The following is a 19,810-nucleotide window of genomic DNA, read 5'->3' as shown; positions in this document are numbered from 1 at the left end:
AAGAACTACATTGGACTATATAAGATGAAAGATCAGAATAAAAATTACTATAACAAAACGACTTTCAAGGGAATATACAAGAAGATCATGAACTCCATGTGTGAGCTAAGATATAGTGACTTTACAAATGAATTTTCATTTAAGACCATATAATCAATATATTTTAAATATAGTTACCAACATTTATCTAGGGTTAGATTTTTTATAAAAAAAGAAGCATTTTAGCTTCTTCATTAGTACACTTCATTAATATATTTATTAGATTCCATTCTATCTTTTTGAAGCGTATTGCTCATCATTGTAATGATATATTTACTTTCACAGTTTAAATTTACAGTCATATCACATTCAAGAATTAACTTTTTAGAAGATTTCTTAAAATATGACAACATTTGTAAAAGATTATTTTGATTGAAATAGATGGCTTCACTTATATAAATACTTTCATCATCTTCATGATATATAAAATAGCCTAAATCTTCAAATATAAGGATTTGATCATTGAAACTTTCACATCTTTTTCTTAAAAGTTGCCAGTATTCATGACTACGAATACGATATTCATCAAAATGACTAACAAATTGATGATAATATTTTTCTAACAAATCATATTGCTGACTTATTTTCAAATCAGAATAATTTTCCAACATATTTTTATCAATCTCAATAACCTGATGATAATGTGATGCATGAAATCCAAAAGGTCGATAAATTTCAGGATGATAAGCTTGCAGATAAATCGTTTTATTTGTGTATTTACTCAAAACAAAATATAGAAGTTGCTTCATTAAGCCTTGTTTTTGAAAATATGGATGTGTACACACACCTAATATAAAATAACATTCTTCTGGCTTCTTATTTTTCATAATAGACATTGGAACGATTTGTAAAGCAGATAAAATACGATTATCATTTTTAAGTACAAAAGTATTTTCTTTATGATAAAGCTCTTGAAAATAATAGTTTGTTGATTCTTCTGTTTCATCTTCGAAACATTGTAGCCATAGTTTTTTAATATCTTCTAAATTATGATCATTTGCTTTTTCAATTATTGTCTGATTTTCATAAATACGATATTTATGAATCATCTTAACAGGGTGTAATGATTGCTTTGATCGTCTTAAATTTTCTAGACCCATATCTTCTTCCCTATTTACCCATTTTTCATTTTGAAAATGATGTTCTAATAGTTCTTTTAATATAGCAGGATATAATCCTCTAATATCTTTATTTGCTTTTTCAACGTGTATTTGAATAGTAGAATGATTAAGTTTTGAAGCAATAATAAAAGCTTCTAATTGGTTATGGATAAAAATTCCTCCAATATGAAATGGTAAAAGATGCTTTGAGGAAAGCAATGACATGATTCCTCTAACTTCACTTGTCATTGATTCACTTAAATTATCCTTTTCCCCTTCCCATCTATTTAGACATGTAAAAATGATATCGAAATCTTTGACTATATCCAAATCACGATATTCATAATCAGGATAAGCTTTAAGAAAAGCATTGTAATGATTACGTCTTTTTTGCATTTTCTTACCAGCTAAAGTTTGAAGCATATCTTTATCATAGATATAATCATCATTAAATGGTGTCCTTTCAAAAAGGAATTGATGCGAATAATCATTTTTTTGAAGTGTTGAAACAAAACTTTCAATAGCACAATCAATCATAAAAGGAAAACCATGTTGATGGCTATATTTAATCATGTAATCTAAAGCTTCCTGATAAAATTCGGGTGTCGTAAAAGGCATGGCCCAAAAATAAATGTTTTTATAATGATGCAGCATAATAAGAAAGTTATCATGTATTTCATATTGTATATGATACTCATGATTCCACATCATCATTGTGACAAAATTGGAGTTATATCCTTCATAATTGGCTTTTTCTAAATACGGTTGAATAATTGCATAATCTTCTAATTTTAATTGTTTCATGATTGTTGAGAAAGCAGCATATGAATAAACTGTTTTGCTGTTCTTCCTGAAAAACCTCCATTTCTTATTTCCCACTGTAATGCTAATTCATGTAGTTGTTCAGTTGGCATTGTTAAATGATAAGTCTTAGCTAATGCATCAATAATATCTAAATAATGTTGTTTATCTGGATGAATATACATGATTTGAACACCAAATCGAGATACTAAAGATAATTTTTCCTGCATAGCATCGTTATTATTAATTTCCTGATCATGATTACGATCATTCCATGTTTCTTTGATTAAATGTCTACGATTACTTGTTGCATAAATTAAAATATTATCAGGTTTCTTTTCAAGACCACCTTCAATAACAGCTTTTAAATATTTATATTCAACTTCAAATTCTTCAAAAGACAAATCATCCATAAAAATGATAAAACGATAATTTCTATTTTGTAATTCATTAATAATTTGAGGCAATGATATAAATTGATGTTTATAGACTTCAACCATTCTTAAACCTTGTTTATAATAACGATTCAATAAAGCTTTAATACTACTTGACTTTCCTGTCCCACTATCGCCATAAAGTAAAACATTGTTGGCTTTTTGACCATTTAAAAATGCTTCAGTATTTGCTATTAAGCGTTCTTTTTGACTTTCATAACCAATTAATTGTTCAAGTGTATTATTGCCAATATGATCAATTGGTATAATTTGATTATTTAAATATCGAAAGGCTTTATTTAATCCATATTTTCCAACACCGTACTGATAATAATGATTATATAATATTTGATAAAACTCTTCCACTGATGTGCTTTGAGAAAGCTGAGTTTGTAAATTTGTTAATACATCAAAAATTTCTTGATTGATAATCGTAGAACTGTTTTGAAAGTCAAAAAATAAATCTTTATATAAAGAATCAAGATAAGAAAAATCATAATGATAAAGATTGTAAATGATTTCAAAATCATGACAAACTACTTTTTTTAAAGAAACAGAAATGTCTTTTTTTCTTTCTAATGCCAATGTGAATGTATTCTCATGATAAGCTAATAAATGCGTTAATAGACTTTGGAATAATTGTCCATGTAATTCATATTTTTCAGCTAAAACAAGAAGACTAGCAATAAATTCTGATTCATCAATAGATGCATCATCATCAATAAAATATAAACATTTTAAAACAACATCATCCTGAGATATATTTTTATAGACTATAAGCTGATTGTTAATCATAAATTGAACTCCTTTCTGTAAAAAAAGACGATAAAATCGTCTTTTTGTTAATTTTTAAAACTGTGGATAGGAGCAGGAATACGTCCACCTCTATCAATAAATTCATCACATGAGAATGGATTGACAGGCATGATAGGTGCATATCCCAATAAACCACCAAATTCTACTTTTTCACCAACATCTTTACCTATAACAGGAATAATACGTACTGCAGTTGTTTTTTGATTAATCATACCAATAGCCATTTCATCTGCAATAATTCCAGAAATTGTTTTTGCTGATGTTTTCCCTGGAATCGCAATCATATCTAAACCAACTGAACATACGCATGTCATAGCCTCTAATTTTTCCAATGTTAAGGCACCAGCTTCAACAGCATCAATCATACCTTGATCTTCACTGACAGGGATAAACGCTCCAGAAAGTCCACCAACATATGAAGATGCCATAACACCACCTTTTTTAACCTGATCATTTAAAATAGCTAGAGCAGCTGTTGTTCCAGGAGCCCCTACTCTTTCTAAGCCCATTTCTGTTAAACAGTCGGCAATACTATCACCAACTGCAGGTGTTGGGGCTAATGATAAATCAATAATTCCAAAAGGAATATTTAAAGCTGCAGAAGCTTCTCTAGCGACTAATTGTCCGACACGTGTAATTTTAAAAGCAGTTTTTTTAACAATTTCGCATAATTCTCCAAAATCTTTTCCTTTAGCTGTTTGAATTGCTTTTCTTACAACACCAGGACCACTGACACCCACATTAATAATAGCATCAGCTTCACTGACTCCATGAAAAGCTCCAGCCATAAAAGGATTATCATCAGGTGCATTACAAAAAACAACAAATTTTGCACACCCAATAGAATCTTGTTCTTTTGTTAATTCGGCAGTTTCTTTGATGATTTCCCCTATTAATTTAACTGCATCCATATTAATTCCCGTTTTTGTAGATCCTACGTTTACTGAACTACATACCAATTCAGTTTCTTTCATAGCTTGAGGAATAGATTGAATTAATAATTTTTCAGCAGGTGTCATTCCCTTAGAAACAATCGCACTGTAACCACCGATAAAATTCACACCAACTTTTTTAGCACAACGATCTAAAGTTTTAGCGATTTTAACAAAATCATCTGTTGATTGACATACAGATGCACCAATAAGACCAATTGGAGTTACAGAAATTCTTTTATTAACAATAGGAATTCCATATTTTTTTTCAATATTTTCTCCAGTTTCAACTAAATGTTCAGCAACACTTGTAATTTTATGATAAATATTTTGACATAAAGTATCTATATTAGCATCAATACAATCAAGTAAACTAATCCCAATTGTAATAGTGCGGACATCTAAGTTTTCCTGTTCAATCATCTTATTTGTTTCATTAACTTCAAATAAATTTATCATGATTTTCCTCCTTAGATTCTATGCATTTTATTAAAAATATCTTCATGCTGTAATTTAATATAAACGCCTATATGATTTCCTAAATCTTCTAATTGATCACAAACATCTGAAAATGATTCTTTTGCTAAAGACATATCAACAATCATCATCATATTAAAGTACCCATCTAATATTGTTTGAGAAATATCTAAAATATTAATATTTGCTTTAGATAAAAATTGACATACATGAGCAATAATGCCAACCTGATCTCTACCTACAACTGTTATAATTGCTTTTTCCATTTTTCTTCCTCCTGATTTTTAAACATTATAACAAACAATATGTAAAAAGAAAAGAAAAAAAAGGAGCATAGCTCCTTTAAGAAATTATTTTAATAAAGATAAAGCTTTTTCGAATACGGCTTTACCGTTCATTGTTCCATAATCTCTCATATCAATGACATCTACAGGGATAGGTCCAGCTTTTCTACCAGCAGCTAATTTTTCAATAGCAGCTTTTTGGAATCTAACTTGTGGGCCAAGCAAGATGCAATCAACTTCTTCTAATACTCTAGGTGCATCAGAGAATGGTAATGCAAAGATCTTGCATTCAACACCAGCATCTTTAGCAGCAGCTTCCATTTTAGTAACTAATAAACTTGTAGACATTCCTGCAGAACATACTAATAAAATAGTTTTCATATTTCTTACTCCCTTTCTTATTATTACAATATATATTGTAACAATTTTTACCTGAATTGTAAACACTTACGGATAAAAATTTTCTATTTGAGAAAATCGGTTGATTCTATCAATATAATTATGAATTTATAATTGAAATATGATAGAATAATATAAGAAAAGAGTTGATTGAAATGAAATTATTAGTTGTCAGCGATAGTCATCTTTACGAAAATTATTTACAGCGTGTGGTAACTCACTATCGTTTTCATGTTGATTATATGATTCATTGTGGTGATTCATCTTTACCTGTTGATGATCCATATATACAATTATTTGATATTGTTGTTAAGGGAAACCATGATGATGCACCCTTCCCTATCTATAAAACATTTCAACATATCTGTGTTACACATGGACAATATTATGGAGTTTATTATGGATATGATCAATTAATACAGCTTTGTCAAAAAGAAAATTGTTATCTTTGTTTACATGGTCATACACATGTTCCAACGGTCCAAAAACATCAAAACATTCTTTTTGTTAATCCAGGAAGTTTGATGATGAATCGAGGAAGTTATGGATATGGAACATATGCTCTTATTGATATTCGTGATAACAATGATATCCAAGTTGAATTTCATCATTGTCAAACAGATGAGATTTGTAATCAGGATATATTAGATGAAGGACTTGAATTATTAGAAGAATTTAAAACACTGTTAAAATAAAAAAGAAATTAGCTTCTGTAACTAATTTCTTTTTTATTGGTTGTTTTTATTTTTTTCTTCAACTCTTTTACGTTTATATTCAATAATAAACATAACTTCTTTTAAATCATCATCTGGCAATTCTGTTAATAGACGTGCAATATTTGCAATATTATAATAATCGTATTTTTTACCACTCATAATTTCTTCAACACTACGTCCATAAAGATGTGAAAGAATTTTTAATTCACTAACTGTCACATCTCTTTTACCATTTTCAATATCTGAAATAGCAGAATGTGGAACATTAAGATGAGAAGCAACTTTTTTTTGAGTAAGGTGTTTAAAATTACGATAAACCTTCAGTCTTTTAGCTAAATCCATATCTATTGCCATAAGGTCACCTCCATAATAATATTATATCATGAATGAAAAACAATCGCAATTTAGAATATGAAAAAACTTTTTTTGTGAAAGACATAAATATTGATGATTCAACATTATTCTTTGAAATATCCTGAAGTTACTTTTATTTTCTGTCGAATATGGCTCTTTTGTTGGTTATAGATCATCTGCATAAAATCATCCATCACCATTTGAACTTGTTGTTGATCTTCGTTAGTGAACGCAATAAGGAATCCACCAACTGGTAATTGTTTAAATTGATCATAAAAAAGTGTATGTGCATTTAATAAGTGCATGCGACATTTATTATCAACCATTATGTCAAATTTCTCATTTTTTCGATCTCTCAAGGCAAAATGACCTTGTTTACACATTTGACAATGCTTATTTTGATATCCAAAATAATATTGAGTAATTGGACAATATTCGCTAATCATATTTGTTGTTTTACCAAATATCTGAACAAGACAATGTGTTAAATCAACCTGCAAATGTTTAATTTCAGTTGCTGACATTTCTAAAGAAACCAAATATGGTTGATGATAATGATGTGCAGCATACGAATTATAAATATTTAAGCCCTGACCCACAACCAGTTTTTTATCTTGGAAAGCCATATATGCACCATAATCATTTACCAATATTGTATCTATTTGCGAATAAATCTGTGATGATAATACATCTTCAATATCATCATCTTTCATAACAGGAGATGTCATCATAATCATTTTCTTTTGATGTTTTTGACAAATTTCATAAGCTTTTTCTATCCTTTCCTGATAAGGATAAATAATTGTATCAAAAGGATATTGAATGACTGTTTTTAATTGTTCTATGGAATGAACAAGAATATAAAATTGAGGTGCTTGAGAAGTGCTTTTTTGGCTATATGTAGACATTTTTTGTCGACTATGATGATGTATTTTTTGATGAGATAATTTTTCAATCAACATATCTGTTGCATATCTACGCATCTCATTAATATCTCTAATAGGCATTGAAATCCCTTCATCTATGTTTATCTGTATATGCTCAGCTATAAATGGTGTAGATCCCAGTTTTGATAACTGCTGGTTGATTCTCTGTTTTTCAAGAGGCGTATTATGAGCTAATTGAACTTCCTGTTGTGATTCAACTGTTACTTTTAAATTTTCTTTCTTAAGAATAAGTCTTGCTTTTTGATAAATACGGGCTTCAAATTCCATAGATATTGAGACTTTTCGTGGTGATTTTTGATATGTCTGTTGCATTTTTTCAACAACATTTGTATCAAGTGTTTTTCTAACCAATCCTCGATCAACATAATAATCAAATTCTATTTCAATCACATCATTTGAATAAGCTTTATTCACTAATTTTTTTTGATGATAGATTTTATTGACTGGTCTTCCTTTATCAATATTTTCAAAAACAATGCTATCACCTTGCATGAGTGTATCTTTTAAACGAATCCCCACTCTTTTTTGTTTTTTATGATAATACAAAACTTCACCAATAATACTACCCCTATGTCCAGAATAGTCACCATCTACAAGATGAGTATCATGTTTTAAATAACCTAAAGTATAATTGCGATTAAACATCGCCTTCATATCATGAATAAGGGGCTGTAAATCAATTTTTTTATGTTCATAAAAGGCATCAATTGCTTGGCGATATGCACGTGTAACGCTGGCAACATATTCTGGCCTTTTCATACGTCCTTCTATTTTCAATGAAGAAACACCTGCTTCAATAAGAGCACCAACATGTTCTATTGTCATCATATCCTTTGGTGATAGAATAAAAGGATATTTTTCAGGTAAAACTTGATCATCCTTTAATAATTGATATGGCAAACGACATGGTTGGGCGCACTGTCCCCTATTTCCACTTCTTTTTCCAATCATACTGCTCATTAAACATTGTCCAGAATAGCACACGCACATAGCTCCATGAACAAAAACTTCAATCTCTATAGATGTATTTTGGCAAATAGATTGAATATCTTCTAATGTATTTTCACGTGCTAATACAACACGTGATGCACCACATTTTTCAAAATAATTGACACCATAGTGATTCATAATAGAAGATTGTGTACTCATATGAATTTCAAAATCAGGATATAAAGTTCTGACGATATCAAATAATCCAACGTCTTGGATAATCAGAGCATCTACTTGAAATTCATATAATTTATCTAAATATGAAATCAAAGCATCTATCTCCGCATCTTTAAATAACGTATTTACAGTAACATAGATTTTGACACCATATAAATGAGCGTATTGTATTGCCCATTGTAGTTGTTCATCATCAAAATTTTTTGCAAAAGCACGTGCACTAAATAAAGTTCCACCTAAATATATAGCATCCGCACCATTTTGTACTGCAGCGATTAAAGATTCTTTGTCGCCAGCAGGAGCCAATAATTCAATTTTTTTCATAGAGATCCTCCTTATATAAAAAAGCAATAACAAGTGTTATTGCGATAATATAGAAATAAGATGATAACACATTTTTGCAGAAGCTTGGCTAGCTTGTTTTAAATATTCATCAAATTGCACATGATTTTCACCTTTTTGATAGATATCACTTAGAGATCTTGTGATAATAAATGGAACTCGAAAAACATGACAAACCTGTGCAATAGATGCAGCTTCCATTTCAGCACATATTGCATCAGGAAAATTCTTTTTAATCTGACTAACCTGATCATCACGACAAATAAATTGATCTCCTGAAACAATAAGTCCCATATGATATGATAGATGAAGATCTTTCAAAATATTTTCAACCTGTTTTAAAGCTTTTTTATCTGGTTCAAAGATACGCGGCATTCCAGGCACTTCACCAAGTTCACGTTGAAAAGCAGTTACATCAACATCATGATGGAGAACCCCTGTTGAAATAACAACATCACCAACATTTTGTGATAAAGAAAGTCCACCAGCAGAACCTACATTAATAAGAAAATCAATATCATAATTTGTTAATAACAAAGTGGTTGAAATAGCTGCATTCACTTTTCCGATACCACCTTGTACAACTACAACTTTTGTATTCGCTATTGTACCTTCATAAAAAGTATATCCATGAATTGTCTGCATAGAAGTTATATCCATATACTTTTTTATTTCAGCAACTTCTTCTTCCATAGCTCCAACAACTGCTATCATATGGTTTCCTCCTTTTGACATACAAATATAATTCTTTCACAATCATCATGATATTCATGAAAATCACTATAATAATCAACTTGCGAAAAACCAGCTTCCTTTAACCAGTATAAATATTGATTTACCGAATAAGTCTTTTGATAATGATCTTCATCAACTATTTCAGATTCTTGTTTATCTTCAATATAAACATGATGATGCACATATCCATCATCTATTTTATCAACACGCCATTCAAAAACAAACTCTTCATCTTCTTCTTTTTCTGAATATTGATCTAAAATAACATTCATTTTGTATAAACTATCAATATCAAAAATAAAAGTACCTCCAGCTTTTAATGAACGAAATACATTTTGAAAAGTCTGCATAATCTGATGTGGTTCAAGTAAATAATTGATAGAATCACACAAACATAAAATAAGATCAACTGGTCGTGATGTTTCAAAGTCGCACATATTAACTCTTTGTAAAATAAGATTTACTTGATTAGCAATAGCTTTCTGTTTTGCAACTTCTAACATATCAGTAGAAATGTCAGAAGCATATACAGTTTTATGATCTTTAGCTAAACGAATAGCAATTTCACCTGTTCCACATCCCAATTCAAAAACTTCTTCAAATTGACAATGTTCCAATATAAATTGATAGTAATCTTCATAAAATTGTTCATCCATTAAGCTATCATAATAGTAAGCAAAGTTTTCATAACTCATTTGGCCAACATTCCTTCAATGTTAATACGAGGCATATCTCCCCATAATTTTTCCAAATTATAACTTTCTCTTTCAGCCGCTTCAAAAATATGACAAACAATATCTCCTAAATCTATAAGAATCCATTTAGAATTTCTTAAACCTTCAATACTTTTGACTTCATAATGATTCTTAGCACATTCATCTTGAATATTATCAGTAATTGCCTGCATTAATCTTTCATTGCTAGCTGTACATAAAACAAAAGTATCAAACATTGGACTTACATCACGCATATCAATAGCAGTAATGTTAGTAGCAAGTTTGTCATCCATAGCCTTTACAACACATTCTAATTTTGTCATTATTTTTCTCCTTTTACAACGAAATAATCATAAATTTCATAAAAACAATCATCAATTTTTCTATTTTTCTTTTTTGAAAATTCATAAAAATCTATCAACGAATCTCTAAATCCTGCATTTATATCTTTTTTACATAATTCAATCTGCTTTGATGAATCATAACCTCTTAATGGGTCTAATTTATCTGCAACATATAGACATTTTCCAATCAATGAAATATCAACAGAAGCAGTTGTATGGTCTTCAATAGCCTTTAAAATAATAGGATCTTCTATTAAAAACTCATGTTCACTTACATATCTTGATAACCATTGATGCCATATAGGATATGGTTTAGAGATATATTCTGGAAAATAATTTTGCATAATAACAGTTGCTTCTTTTTGATCCATTTCTTTAGCAACATCATGCATAATCCCTGCAATATATGCTTGTTTTTCATTCAAATGATTCGCTTTGGCAATCTTTTTAGCCAATTGAGCAACACTACATGTATGTTTCCAACGTTTTTCTTTCATACGTGAAGCAACCATTGTTTCTAAGTATAATCCCTGACTTGAAATATAACGAAGTACATGGGGATCTAACATTTCAATATGCCCCTGTCGAACATCACTGCTTGATGCATAGACAGGACGATTATTTAAAACAAGAAAATGATATTGATTTAAAACATCCGATAATGGCTCATATCCTCCACGCTGAAAAGCAACTAACTGTACTAAGTTAGAAATTTTTTTAGCTTTTTTCCATTTATCAAAAGCATTTGCCTGATCCATACCCATAATATAATAATATTTGTTATTGGGATGTTTTTCAATGATCTTTTCAAGAGTATGAATGGTATAATTTTTTTGATTTTGATCATCATCAAGTTCAATTGTATTCACTGTGAGTTTATCATTGCCCTGAATAGCCAAATGAATCATATGTAAACGCTCTTTAGCGTTGGCACAACTTTGATTTTTCCATGGATTATGTCGTGTAGGGATAAATTGCACTTCGTCTAATTGAAGCTGTTCAATTGCACACATGGCAATTTCTACATGTGCTTTATGAATAGGGTCAAAGCTTCCGCCAAATAATCCTATTTTTTTCATGGTAAGCGATAAATTCCTTGAGGACTATGACGATAAAAAACAATCGTACGACCAATAATTTGAACAACTTCTGCTTTTGTATGCATACTTAATTCAACAGCTACACTATTCACATCATCAGGACAACTTTCTAATATCTTCACTTTAATTAATTCCTGAGCTTCTAAAGCATCATCAATACCTTTAATCTGATTAGCAGAAACACCCTCTTTACCAACCTGAAAAATAGCTTTTAAATGATGTGCTTCACTTCTTAAATATCTTTTTTGTTTACCTGTTAACATAATTGTTTCCTTTCTTTTATATAATTGCTTCTCTAATCATAACTGAAATTTGAGGTGGAACATGAACTTTAACTTTTCCACCATGAGATGAAATGGTTATAAACCCTAATCCTGAAATAACAATATCACATTTTCCGGGTTTTAAGGTAAAATCATATGTTTTCATTTTTTCAATTGAATCCATACCATTTAATTCAAATGAAAAAGTTTTATGGCGATTATACAATGCATCAGCATTGCTTGTTTTTGTACGATGAATTTTAAGTTGTCTAGAAAAATAAGTAATAAAACTTGCCTGATCACCACTGATATAATCAATTCTTCCTAATCCATCAAAATAAATAGTCTGTTTTTCCTGTAACTGAAAACCAATAGGTCTCAATTCACTTTGAGGAATAATCTTTTTTAAATCCTGAGGATCAATAAAATGAGTCATTTGATGATCATTAATAATTCCTGGTGTATCATATAAATATGAATGATTATCTAATGGAATTTCAATAAAATCAAGTGTTGTCCCAGGGAATTCTGAAACAGTAATTAAATTCTGTTCTTCAACTTGAGCATAATGTTTTAATAAGGCATTGATAAAAGTAGATTTTCCAACATTTGTTACACCTACAACATAGACATCCCTTTGTTTACGATATGACATAATAGCATCATAAATCGAATCCATATTCATATTTTTCTTACCACTAGTCACAATCACATCTACTGGTTTTATTCCTTCTTGTTTTAATTGTCTTCTCACCCAATGTTCTAACTTACGTTCTTTTACTGATTTAGGTAAAAGATCACGCTTATTAGCTAAAACCAGGACATCATTAAAACCAATATGACGTAATAACCCAGGAATCATGCTTCCCTGAAAATCAAATAAATCAATCATATACACAACTAAACAATCTTTTTCACCAATATGATCCAATAAATTTAAAAAATCATCTTTTGTGAGATTTGTTGTCTGCAATTTATGATAATTTTTTAATTGAAAACAACGCTGACATAAGATATGTTCTCTTTGAGTTGCATTTTTAGGAACATAACCAATATGCTTTTCATTATGACTTTGAATGATAGCACCACAACCATAACATTTTTTTACTTCTTCCATATATACCTTCCTTCTCGCTTATTGTATACTATTTCTTATTTAATGAAAAGAGATAAACATAAACATCGACAAATTTCATATAATATTTTGAGGTGACTTATGTTTACAACAATTATTGCATTATTACAACAATTTTTATTTGTTTCGTTTATTAAAACGCAAGCATTTAAACCCCAATTAACACCACAACAAGAAAATGAGTTATTAGAAAAATATTTTCAAGGTGATCAGAATGCTAGAAATGCGCTAATTGAACATAACTTAAGACTAGTTGCACATATTGCTAAAAAATATGAAAGCTCTAAAGATTTACAAGAAGATCTGATTAGTATTGGTACAATTGGCCTTATCAAAGCAGTAGATAGTTATAATGCTGATAAATCAACAAAACTAGGAACATATGCTGCTAAATGTATAGAAAATGAGATTTTAATGCATCTGCGTCATCATAAAAAGACAGCTCTTGATGTTTCATTAAATGAAGTATTAGGTGTTGACAAAGATGGCGGAGAAATGACTTTACTTGACATTATCCCTGCCAAAGATAAAGATATTGTTGAACAGATTCAAACCAATGATCAGATTCAAAAATTACAAGAATATTTTACATTACTGACACCTCGTGAACAAGAAATACTCATTTATCGCTATGGGCTTAATCATCATCGTATATATACCCAAAAAGAAATCGCTCAGCAAATGAATATTTCTCGTTCTTATGTTTCACGTTTAGAAAAACGTGCTTTAATTAAGCTTCTTAAAGCATATATTCATTCTTCATAAATTAGAAATCATCATTAAATAAGTCATCAAATGAAATAGGTTCAAAATGTTTATCTTGTTGTTGTGGTTCTAAAGGTTGACTCTTTTCAACCTTTTTTACATTTTGAGTTGTAGATAAATCTTGAGTTTCTGTAACATTCTGATATAAATCCGTAGATAATACCCCTTGATAATAAATATATGTAATATTTTCGTTCTTTAAAGATTGAATGATACTTGGTTTTTGTGTGATTTGAGATAATGAATAATCCTTAATAGCAACCGTTTCTTTATGTTCTTGTGTTTCGATAATGAGTGTATCTTGAACATCTAAAACATAAGCTGATAAAGCATGAATTGGATTTGTCTTTGGTGATTTAAAAATTAATGTTCCTTTGGTTGAGCGATTGCAGCTTGGTATATCAGAAATTCTCATACGCTTAATTCCTGGCTGATCACTAATAAGAACATAAGAATAAGAATGCAGTGGATCAAATGTATTCATAGCAACTAATGAATCATTTTTCAAATTGATTCCTTTGATTCCACCTGCTTTTAATCCTAAAATAGAAATTTCCTGTTCACTATAAAGCGATACATATCCTAAAGATGATGTTAAAACAATAGCTTGATGATCATCTGTTAATGAAACTTGTAATAATTGATCATCTCGTTTTAAATTCATACATTTGATTGGTTTGCTGTATCTTGTGACTTCAAAATCCTGAAGAGATACACGTTTCATTTGTCCTAAACGTGTTGCTAATAAAACATATAATGGTCTTTGGAATGATTTGACAAGAATAGATCCAATCATTTTTTCTTCTGGTGATACTTTTATCAGATAGCTGATATGTTTTCCAAGTTCTTTCCATTTAAATTCTTCTAATTTATGCAATGGAATAAATAAATAGTTTCCTTTATCAGTAAAGACAAGCAATTTATCCAAAGTACTAGCAAAATGCAAATCTAATAAAACATCATCATCTTTCTTTCCAAACGCAATATTTTCACTTGCTTTATATGATCTTTGAGATATTCTTTTCACGTAACCATCACGAGTAATAGATACATAGATGTCTTCAGGAAGAATCATAGCTTCTTCATCAATAACAATTTCTTGAACTTCATCTTTAATCTCTGTTAAACGTGGACTAGGATATTGCTTTTTAATTTGTTTTAACTCATCTATAATGACTTTTCTTAATACTTTATCACTTGCTAGAATATTGTTTAATGTTTGAATGAAGACCTCTAAATCAGATTTTTCTTTTTCTAATGAAACAATATCCGTATTTGTTAAACGATATAACTGCAACATTACAATTGCTTCTGCCTGTTTTTCAGAAAACTGATACTGTAATTGAAGATTCTTTTTAGCATCCTGTTTATCATGTGAATGACGAATCGTATGAACAACTTCGTCCAAAATAGAAACAGCTTTAATCAAACCATCAACAATATGTTTACGATCTTCAGCTTTATGAAGATCAAACAAAGAACGTTTTGTAATGACTTCAATCTGATGTTCAATATAGCCATCCAAAATATCAACAATTCCCATGCAGACTGGTCGTTTATTTTTAATCGCAACCATATTATAATTATAATTCTTTTGTAAATCTGTATTCTTGTAAAAATAATTTAAAGTATTTTGAACATCTACATCTTTCTTTAAATCAATCACAATACTTAATCCATTACGATCAGATTCATCACGAACTTCAATAATACCATCAATATTTTTTTGAAAACGAATTTCATCTAATTTTCTAACAAGTTCAGCTTTATTCACTTCATAAGGAATCTGAGTAATCACAATTTTATTTATATTTTTTTCTTCAATTATTTGAGTCTGTGAACGGACAACAACTTTTCCTCTACCTGTTTCAAAAGCCTTTTTGATACCATTTAAACCTTCAACAATAGCTCCTGTTGGAAAATCAGGACCTTTCATAAATTTCATTAAATCATCTAATGAACAATGTGGATGTGAAATACGATAAATCGTTGCATCAATGACTTCTTCTAAATTATGTGGTGGAATATCAGTTGCGTAACCAGATGAAATTCCTGTTGCACCATTAACCAATAAATTAGGGAATTTAGCTGGTAAAACCGTTGGTTCATATTCAGTATCATCAAAGTTAAGTGCCATTTGCACTGTTTCCTTGTCAATGTCTTTTAATAACTCCAATGCAATGGGCGATAATCTCGCTTCAGTATAACGCATAGCGGCTGCAGGATCATTATCGATAGAACCATTATTTCCCTGCATATCAATTAAAGGCATACGCATTTTCCAATCCTGTGACAAACGTACCATAGCTTCATAAACAGAAATATCTCCGTGAGGATGGTAATTACCAATAACGTTACCAACAGTTTTGGCAGATTTACGATATGGTTTTTGATGTGTATTTCCTTCTTTGTACATTGCATATAAAATTCTACGTTGTACAGGTTTCAACCCATCTCTTACATCTGGTAATGCACGATCTTGAATGATATATTTAGAATATTTTCCAAAGCGATCTCCCATAATGTCATCCAGCGACTGGGTTATGATTTTTTCTTTCATGTTAGACCTCCCTATTGATTAATGAAAAATGAATCTTCTAAAGAAAATTGAACATTGTCTTCAATCCATTCACGTCTAGGTTCAACTTTATCTCCCATTAAAACTGACACTCTACGTTCAACCAATGCAGCATCTTCAATAGAAACCTGAATCAAAGTTCTTGTTTCTGGATTCATAGTTGTTTCCCATAATTGATCAGCGTTCATTTCACCTAAACCTTTATAACGCTGAACATTATATCCACGCCCTATCTGTTTTTTTGCATTTTCTAATTCTTCATCATCCCATGCATAAACAACATCTTCATGTTTTCCATTTTTCTTAGATACCTTATACAAAGGTGGTAAAGCGATATAAACTTTTCCTGCTTGAATTAAACCTCGCATATAACGATAGAAGAAAGTTAGTAATAAAACCTGGATATGCGCACCATCAGTATCAGCATCGGTCATGATAATGACTTTTGCATAATTAGAATCATCAGCGTTAAAATCAGCACCAACACCAGCACCAACAGTATTGATAATTGTACTAATTTCTTCATTTTTTAAAATATCAGCCATTGCTGCTTTTTCAGTATTAATAACCTTTCCACGTAATGGTAAAATAGCCTGATATTTTCGATCTCTTCCCTGTTTTGCACTTCCACCTGCAGAATCACCTTCGACTAAATATAATTCTTTTCTTTTTTTATCTTTTGACTGTGCCGGAGCAAGCTTTCCACTTAATATCTTTTCAACTTTATTTCCTTTACCTTTTCTTGCTTCTTCTCTCGCTTTTCTAGCTGCATTTCTTGCCTGTGAAGCTTTAATCATTTTTTTAACAAGTTCATTAGCGGTTTCTTTATTTTCTTCTAAAAAATAATTAACCTGTTCATAAACAACATTTTCAACTATATTTCTTGCTTCAGGAGTTCCTAATTTAGATTTTGTCTGTCCTTCAAATTGTAATAATGATTCAGGGATTTTAACCGATATAACGGCAGTCAGCCCTTCTCTTACATCACTACCCTCAAGGTTTTTATCTTTCGGTTTTAATAATCCATATTTTCTGGCATACTCATTGAAAACTTTCGTAAAGCCAGAACGGAATCCTGTTTCATGTGTTCCACCATCACCAGTTCTTACTAAATTAACAAAAGAAATCAGATTTTCCTGATATCCATCTGTGATTTGAAAAGAAATCTCAACTTCAATAGGATGAGAAGCATCATCAAATGATACTGTAGAATGAAGTGTCTTTTTATCATAATTCAAATATTCAATAAAAGCTTCTAATCCATTTTCATATTGAAATGAATCATGTTTCCCAGTTCTTTCATCAATAACATTCATCTCAATTCCTTTTAATAAGAAGGCACTTTCTCTTAATCGTTCACAGATTGTTGAGTAATTGAATTCAACTGTCGAAAAAATATTCTGATTCGGTTTAAAATGAATGATTGTTCCAGTGCGAGACGTTTTACCAATGACCTTTAAAGGTGAAATGATTTTAGCCCCATCTTCAAAGCGTTGTTGATGAATTTTACCATCACGATAAACTGTAACTTCTAACCATTCACTCAAAGCATTCACGACAGACGATCCAACACCATGTAAACCACCAGATGTTTTATAACCACCATCTTCACTAAACTTACCACCAGCATGTAATATCGTTAAAATAACTTCTGTTGTAGGCTTACCAGAAGCATGCATACCTGTTGGCATTCCACGCCCTTCGTCCTCAACACGAATACTATTATCTTTTCCAATTGTGACAGTGATTTTTTTACCAAATCCAGCAAGTGCTTCATCAATAGAATTATCAGCAATTTCCCATACAAGATGGTGTAAACCTCTTGAATCTGTTGAACCTATATACATACCTGGACGCTTTCTGACAGCTTCTAGTCCCTCAAGAATTTGAATGTTAGATTCATCATAGTGATTTGCTTTCATATCTGATTTCCTCCTTTTCCAACTTTATAATTATATCAAAAACTATTTGATATTGCTAGAGAATTCATATCATAGCAAATTTCTAGAATTTTCGCAAATCTTTTAAAAAAATTGATTTTTCTCCTTTTTTATGTATAATAAAGCTCGGGGAAGTGAAAAAATGAATATATTAATATATTTACTATTAATTTTAATGGGATATTTATACGGCTCAATACCATTTGCCTTAGTTATAGGAAAACTATTTTATCATACTGATGTAAGAAATAGTGGCTCTGGTAATTTAGGTGGAACCAATGCTGGAAGAGTTCTAGGAAAAAAAGCAGGACTATCAGTTATTATATTAGATGCTTCTAAGTGCTGTATTTCTATTCTTATTGCTGGAACAGTTGCCAAATATATGGAACTTGATATGAATATTATTTACCCATGTGCTTTAGCATGTGTGATAGGACACTGTTATCCTATCTTTGCTGGATTTAGAGGAGGAAAAGCTGTATCAGTCGCTATTGGGTATGCATTAATGACAAATATTTATGCATTTTGTATTGCATTGGTTATTTTCTTGCTTACATTAAAGATTTCAAAATATGTTTCTTTAGCATCAATTCTTGGAGCAATATCAATTGCAGTTATATCTCCTTTTTTAGGTTACAGCACAATTGGTATTATCACGAATATATGTATAGTTGCTTTACTTGTCTATAAACATAGAAGTAATATTCAAAGATTAAGAAATGGTACTGAAAATAAAATTACATGGATGTAAAAACCTGAATGTTTTTTTAACACTCAGGTTTTTATTTTGCAAAACTTGCATGCATAACATGCGGTAAAAAATGATGATCGTTATAAGATAAAACTTGATAAATGCCATCATGTTCTTCAACACACGTTAAAGAGCATCCTTCAACAATCTGTTGATTGATTTTTACGAAATCTTTTTTGTCTAATTGTAAAATAACAGCCATAAAAATCACAAAACACATTCCATGAGTAACAATAAAGATTTGACTATCTGAGTCCATTTGTTTTAAATCATTCAAAAAACTTTTGACTCTTGTCATGACTTCATCATAACTTTCACCTTGTGGAATTCTCTCAAACAACTCTGGTTGATTCCATAACTGGTAATATAATTCGTGCTGATTTTTTAATAAATCAGCAATTTTTTGTCCTTCAAAAACTCCAAAATTCATTTCCATCAAACGATCATCAGTTATTACTTTTTCTTGATCAAATAATAAACAAGCTGTCTGATAGGCACGTGGTATGGGACTAGAGTAAACACAATCAAATTGCAAAGCATTATCTGTGAGATATTTTTTTAAGGCAAGAGCATTGTCAATACCTTCTTGAGTCAATGGGGAATCTAAACGTCCCTGCAACCTTTTTTGTTCATTCCAAAGAGTTTTAGAATGACGTGTTATATATATCTTCATAT

At 30.2% G+C, this 19,810-nt stretch carries 19 protein-coding genes; 3 read left to right on the top strand and 16 right to left on the bottom strand.

Annotated elements, in window-relative coordinates; translation table 11 throughout:
- Positions 1-233: 233 nt before the first annotated feature.
- The 5 genes from B5G32_RS08205 to B5G32_RS08185 form a co-directional block, all read right to left on the bottom strand.
- Positions 234-1,943, bottom strand: a complete 1,710-nt coding sequence (locus B5G32_RS08205) for a GNAT family N-acetyltransferase (RefSeq protein ID WP_087936380.1) — start codon at positions 1,941-1,943, stop codon at positions 234-236.
- Positions 1,940-3,169 carry an ATP-binding protein gene (locus B5G32_RS08200; RefSeq protein ID WP_087936379.1) on the bottom strand — a complete coding sequence of 410 codons (1,230 nt, stop codon included), beginning with the start codon at positions 3,167-3,169 and terminating at the stop codon, positions 1,940-1,942. The genes B5G32_RS08205 and B5G32_RS08200 overlap by 4 nt, the downstream gene beginning before the upstream one ends.
- Positions 3,170-3,216: 47 nt before the next feature.
- Complete coding sequence (locus B5G32_RS08195; protein WP_087244018.1) at positions 3,217-4,581, bottom strand: PFL family protein; 1,365 nt, start codon at positions 4,579-4,581, stop codon at positions 3,217-3,219.
- 11 nt (positions 4,582-4,592) lie between these two features.
- The gene (locus B5G32_RS08190) at positions 4,593-4,865 is read right to left on the bottom strand and encodes an ACT domain-containing protein (protein ID WP_087244017.1); all 273 of its coding nucleotides are present in this window, start codon (positions 4,863-4,865) and stop codon (positions 4,593-4,595) included.
- Positions 4,866-4,949: 84 nt separating this feature from the next.
- Complete coding sequence (locus tag B5G32_RS08185) at positions 4,950-5,264, bottom strand: PTS sugar transporter subunit IIB (RefSeq protein ID WP_087244016.1); 315 nt, start codon at positions 5,262-5,264, stop codon at positions 4,950-4,952.
- A gap of 173 nt (positions 5,265-5,437) precedes the next feature.
- On the opposite strand from B5G32_RS08185, the gene B5G32_RS08180 reads away from it, so the two are divergent.
- Entirely contained in the window at positions 5,438-5,977 is a 540-nt protein-coding gene (locus tag B5G32_RS08180) for a metallophosphoesterase family protein (RefSeq protein ID WP_087244015.1), read from the top strand.
- Positions 5,978-6,010: 33 nt separating this feature from the next.
- On the opposite strand, the gene B5G32_RS08175 is transcribed toward B5G32_RS08180, so the two are convergent.
- From B5G32_RS08175 to yqeH, 8 genes are all read right to left on the bottom strand, one after another.
- Positions 6,011-6,352 (bottom strand): helix-turn-helix transcriptional regulator, encoded by a 342-nt coding sequence (locus B5G32_RS08175; protein ID WP_087936378.1) that lies wholly within the window; start codon positions 6,350-6,352, stop codon positions 6,011-6,013.
- A gap of 104 nt (positions 6,353-6,456) precedes the next feature.
- On the bottom strand, positions 6,457-8,790 hold the full coding sequence (locus B5G32_RS08170) for a peptidase U32 family protein (RefSeq protein ID WP_087303794.1): 2,334 nt from the start codon (positions 8,788-8,790) through the stop codon (positions 6,457-6,459).
- Positions 8,791-8,826: 36 nt separating this feature from the next.
- Positions 8,827-9,522 (bottom strand): 5'-methylthioadenosine/adenosylhomocysteine nucleosidase, encoded by a 696-nt coding sequence (locus B5G32_RS08165; protein ID WP_087303795.1) that lies wholly within the window; start codon positions 9,520-9,522, stop codon positions 8,827-8,829.
- Positions 9,519-10,238 carry a class I SAM-dependent DNA methyltransferase gene (locus B5G32_RS08160; RefSeq protein ID WP_087303796.1) on the bottom strand — a complete coding sequence of 240 codons (720 nt, stop codon included), beginning with the start codon at positions 10,236-10,238 and terminating at the stop codon, positions 9,519-9,521. Before B5G32_RS08160 ends, B5G32_RS08165 begins: the two co-directional genes overlap by 4 nt.
- The gene (rsfS, locus tag B5G32_RS08155; RefSeq protein ID WP_087245230.1) at positions 10,235-10,582 is read right to left on the bottom strand and encodes a ribosome silencing factor; all 348 of its coding nucleotides are present in this window, start codon (positions 10,580-10,582) and stop codon (positions 10,235-10,237) included. Before rsfS ends, B5G32_RS08160 begins: the two co-directional genes overlap by 4 nt.
- The gene (locus B5G32_RS08150) at positions 10,582-11,682 is read right to left on the bottom strand and encodes a nicotinate-nucleotide adenylyltransferase (RefSeq protein WP_087936377.1); all 1,101 of its coding nucleotides are present in this window, start codon (positions 11,680-11,682) and stop codon (positions 10,582-10,584) included. The genes rsfS and B5G32_RS08150 overlap by 1 nt, the downstream gene beginning before the upstream one ends.
- Positions 11,679-11,966 carry a ribosome assembly RNA-binding protein YhbY gene (yhbY, locus tag B5G32_RS08145; protein WP_087245234.1) on the bottom strand — a complete coding sequence of 96 codons (288 nt, stop codon included), beginning with the start codon at positions 11,964-11,966 and terminating at the stop codon, positions 11,679-11,681. The genes B5G32_RS08150 and yhbY overlap by 4 nt, the downstream gene beginning before the upstream one ends.
- Positions 11,967-11,982: 16 nt before the next feature.
- Entirely contained in the window at positions 11,983-13,083 is a 1,101-nt protein-coding gene (gene yqeH, locus B5G32_RS08140; RefSeq protein ID WP_087245236.1) for a ribosome biogenesis GTPase YqeH, read from the bottom strand.
- A 99-nt stretch (positions 13,084-13,182) separates the two neighbouring features.
- On the opposite strand from yqeH, the gene sigK reads away from it, so the two are divergent.
- Positions 13,183-13,866, top strand: a complete 684-nt coding sequence (gene sigK / locus B5G32_RS08135) for an RNA polymerase sporulation sigma factor SigK (protein ID WP_087245239.1) — start codon at positions 13,183-13,185, stop codon at positions 13,864-13,866.
- Between the two features lies 1 nt (position 13,867).
- Here sigK and parC read toward each other — a convergent pair whose 3' ends face one another.
- Together parC and parE are read right to left on the bottom strand one after the other, a co-directional pair.
- Positions 13,868-16,426 (bottom strand): DNA topoisomerase IV subunit A, encoded by a 2,559-nt coding sequence (gene parC, locus B5G32_RS08130; protein WP_087936376.1) that lies wholly within the window; start codon positions 16,424-16,426, stop codon positions 13,868-13,870.
- A gap of 11 nt (positions 16,427-16,437) precedes the next feature.
- Entirely contained in the window at positions 16,438-18,366 is a 1,929-nt protein-coding gene (gene parE / locus B5G32_RS08125) for a DNA topoisomerase IV subunit B (protein WP_087936375.1), read from the bottom strand.
- A 160-nt stretch (positions 18,367-18,526) separates the two neighbouring features.
- Here parE and plsY point away from each other — a divergent pair, with 160 nt between their 5' ends.
- The gene (gene plsY, locus B5G32_RS08120) at positions 18,527-19,135 is read left to right on the top strand and encodes a glycerol-3-phosphate 1-O-acyltransferase PlsY (protein ID WP_087297809.1); all 609 of its coding nucleotides are present in this window, start codon (positions 18,527-18,529) and stop codon (positions 19,133-19,135) included.
- 31 nt (positions 19,136-19,166) lie between these two features.
- Here the strand turns inward: plsY and B5G32_RS08115 are convergent, their stop codons facing one another.
- Positions 19,167-19,808: a histidine phosphatase family protein gene (locus B5G32_RS08115; protein WP_087936374.1), complete on the bottom strand. Its 642-nt coding sequence runs from the start codon at positions 19,806-19,808 to the stop codon at positions 19,167-19,169.
- Positions 19,809-19,810 lie beyond the last annotated feature (2 nt).

The organism is Massilimicrobiota sp. An80 (assembly GCF_002159255.1).
GTDB classification, from domain to species: Bacteria; Bacillota_I; Bacilli_A; order Erysipelotrichales; family Coprobacillaceae; genus Allocoprobacillus; species Allocoprobacillus merdigallinarum.
Note: the sequence above shows the minus strand (reverse complement) of the source record. Positions and strands in the feature narration are given on the sequence as shown.

Excerpts from the sequence above, each read along its gene's own strand:
- yqeH (WP_087245236.1), bottom strand. The coding sequence starts at position 13,083 with ATGGAAGAAGTAAAAAAATGTTATGGTTGTGGTGCTATCATTCAAAGT.
- B5G32_RS08150 (WP_087936377.1), bottom strand. The coding sequence starts at position 11,682 with ATGAAAAAAATAGGATTATTTGGCGGAAGCTTTGACCCTATTCATAAA.
- parE (WP_087936375.1), bottom strand. The coding sequence starts at position 18,366 with ATGAAAGCAAATCACTATGATGAATCTAACATTCAAATTCTTGAGGGA.
- B5G32_RS08185 (WP_087244016.1), bottom strand. The coding sequence starts at position 5,264 with ATGAAAACTATTTTATTAGTATGTTCTGCAGGAATGTCTACAAGTTTA.
- B5G32_RS08200 (WP_087936379.1), bottom strand. The coding sequence starts at position 3,169 with ATGATTAACAATCAGCTTATAGTCTATAAAAATATATCTCAGGATGAT.
- rsfS (WP_087245230.1), bottom strand. The coding sequence starts at position 10,582 with ATGACAAAATTAGAATGTGTTGTAAAGGCTATGGATGACAAACTTGCT.
- B5G32_RS08180 (WP_087244015.1), top strand. The coding sequence starts at position 5,438 with ATGAAATTATTAGTTGTCAGCGATAGTCATCTTTACGAAAATTATTTA.
- plsY (WP_087297809.1), top strand. The coding sequence starts at position 18,527 with ATGAATATATTAATATATTTACTATTAATTTTAATGGGATATTTATAC.
- sigK (WP_087245239.1), top strand. The coding sequence starts at position 13,183 with ATGTTTACAACAATTATTGCATTATTACAACAATTTTTATTTGTTTCG.
- B5G32_RS08160 (WP_087303796.1), bottom strand. The coding sequence starts at position 10,238 with ATGAGTTATGAAAACTTTGCTTACTATTATGATAGCTTAATGGATGAA.
- B5G32_RS08165 (WP_087303795.1), bottom strand. The coding sequence starts at position 9,522 with ATGATAGCAGTTGTTGGAGCTATGGAAGAAGAAGTTGCTGAAATAAAA.
- B5G32_RS08195 (WP_087244018.1), bottom strand. The coding sequence starts at position 4,581 with ATGATAAATTTATTTGAAGTTAATGAAACAAATAAGATGATTGAACAG.
- yhbY (WP_087245234.1), bottom strand. The coding sequence starts at position 11,966 with ATGTTAACAGGTAAACAAAAAAGATATTTAAGAAGTGAAGCACATCAT.
- B5G32_RS08115 (WP_087936374.1), bottom strand. The coding sequence starts at position 19,808 with ATGAAGATATATATAACACGTCATTCTAAAACTCTTTGGAATGAACAA.
- B5G32_RS08175 (WP_087936378.1), bottom strand. The coding sequence starts at position 6,352 with ATGGCAATAGATATGGATTTAGCTAAAAGACTGAAGGTTTATCGTAAT.
- parC (WP_087936376.1), bottom strand. The coding sequence starts at position 16,426 with ATGAAAGAAAAAATCATAACCCAGTCGCTGGATGACATTATGGGAGAT.
- B5G32_RS08190 (WP_087244017.1), bottom strand. The coding sequence starts at position 4,865 with ATGGAAAAAGCAATTATAACAGTTGTAGGTAGAGATCAGGTTGGCATT.
- B5G32_RS08205 (WP_087936380.1), bottom strand. The coding sequence starts at position 1,943 with ATGAAACAATTAAAATTAGAAGATTATGCAATTATTCAACCGTATTTA.
- B5G32_RS08170 (WP_087303794.1), bottom strand. The coding sequence starts at position 8,790 with ATGAAAAAAATTGAATTATTGGCTCCTGCTGGCGACAAAGAATCTTTA.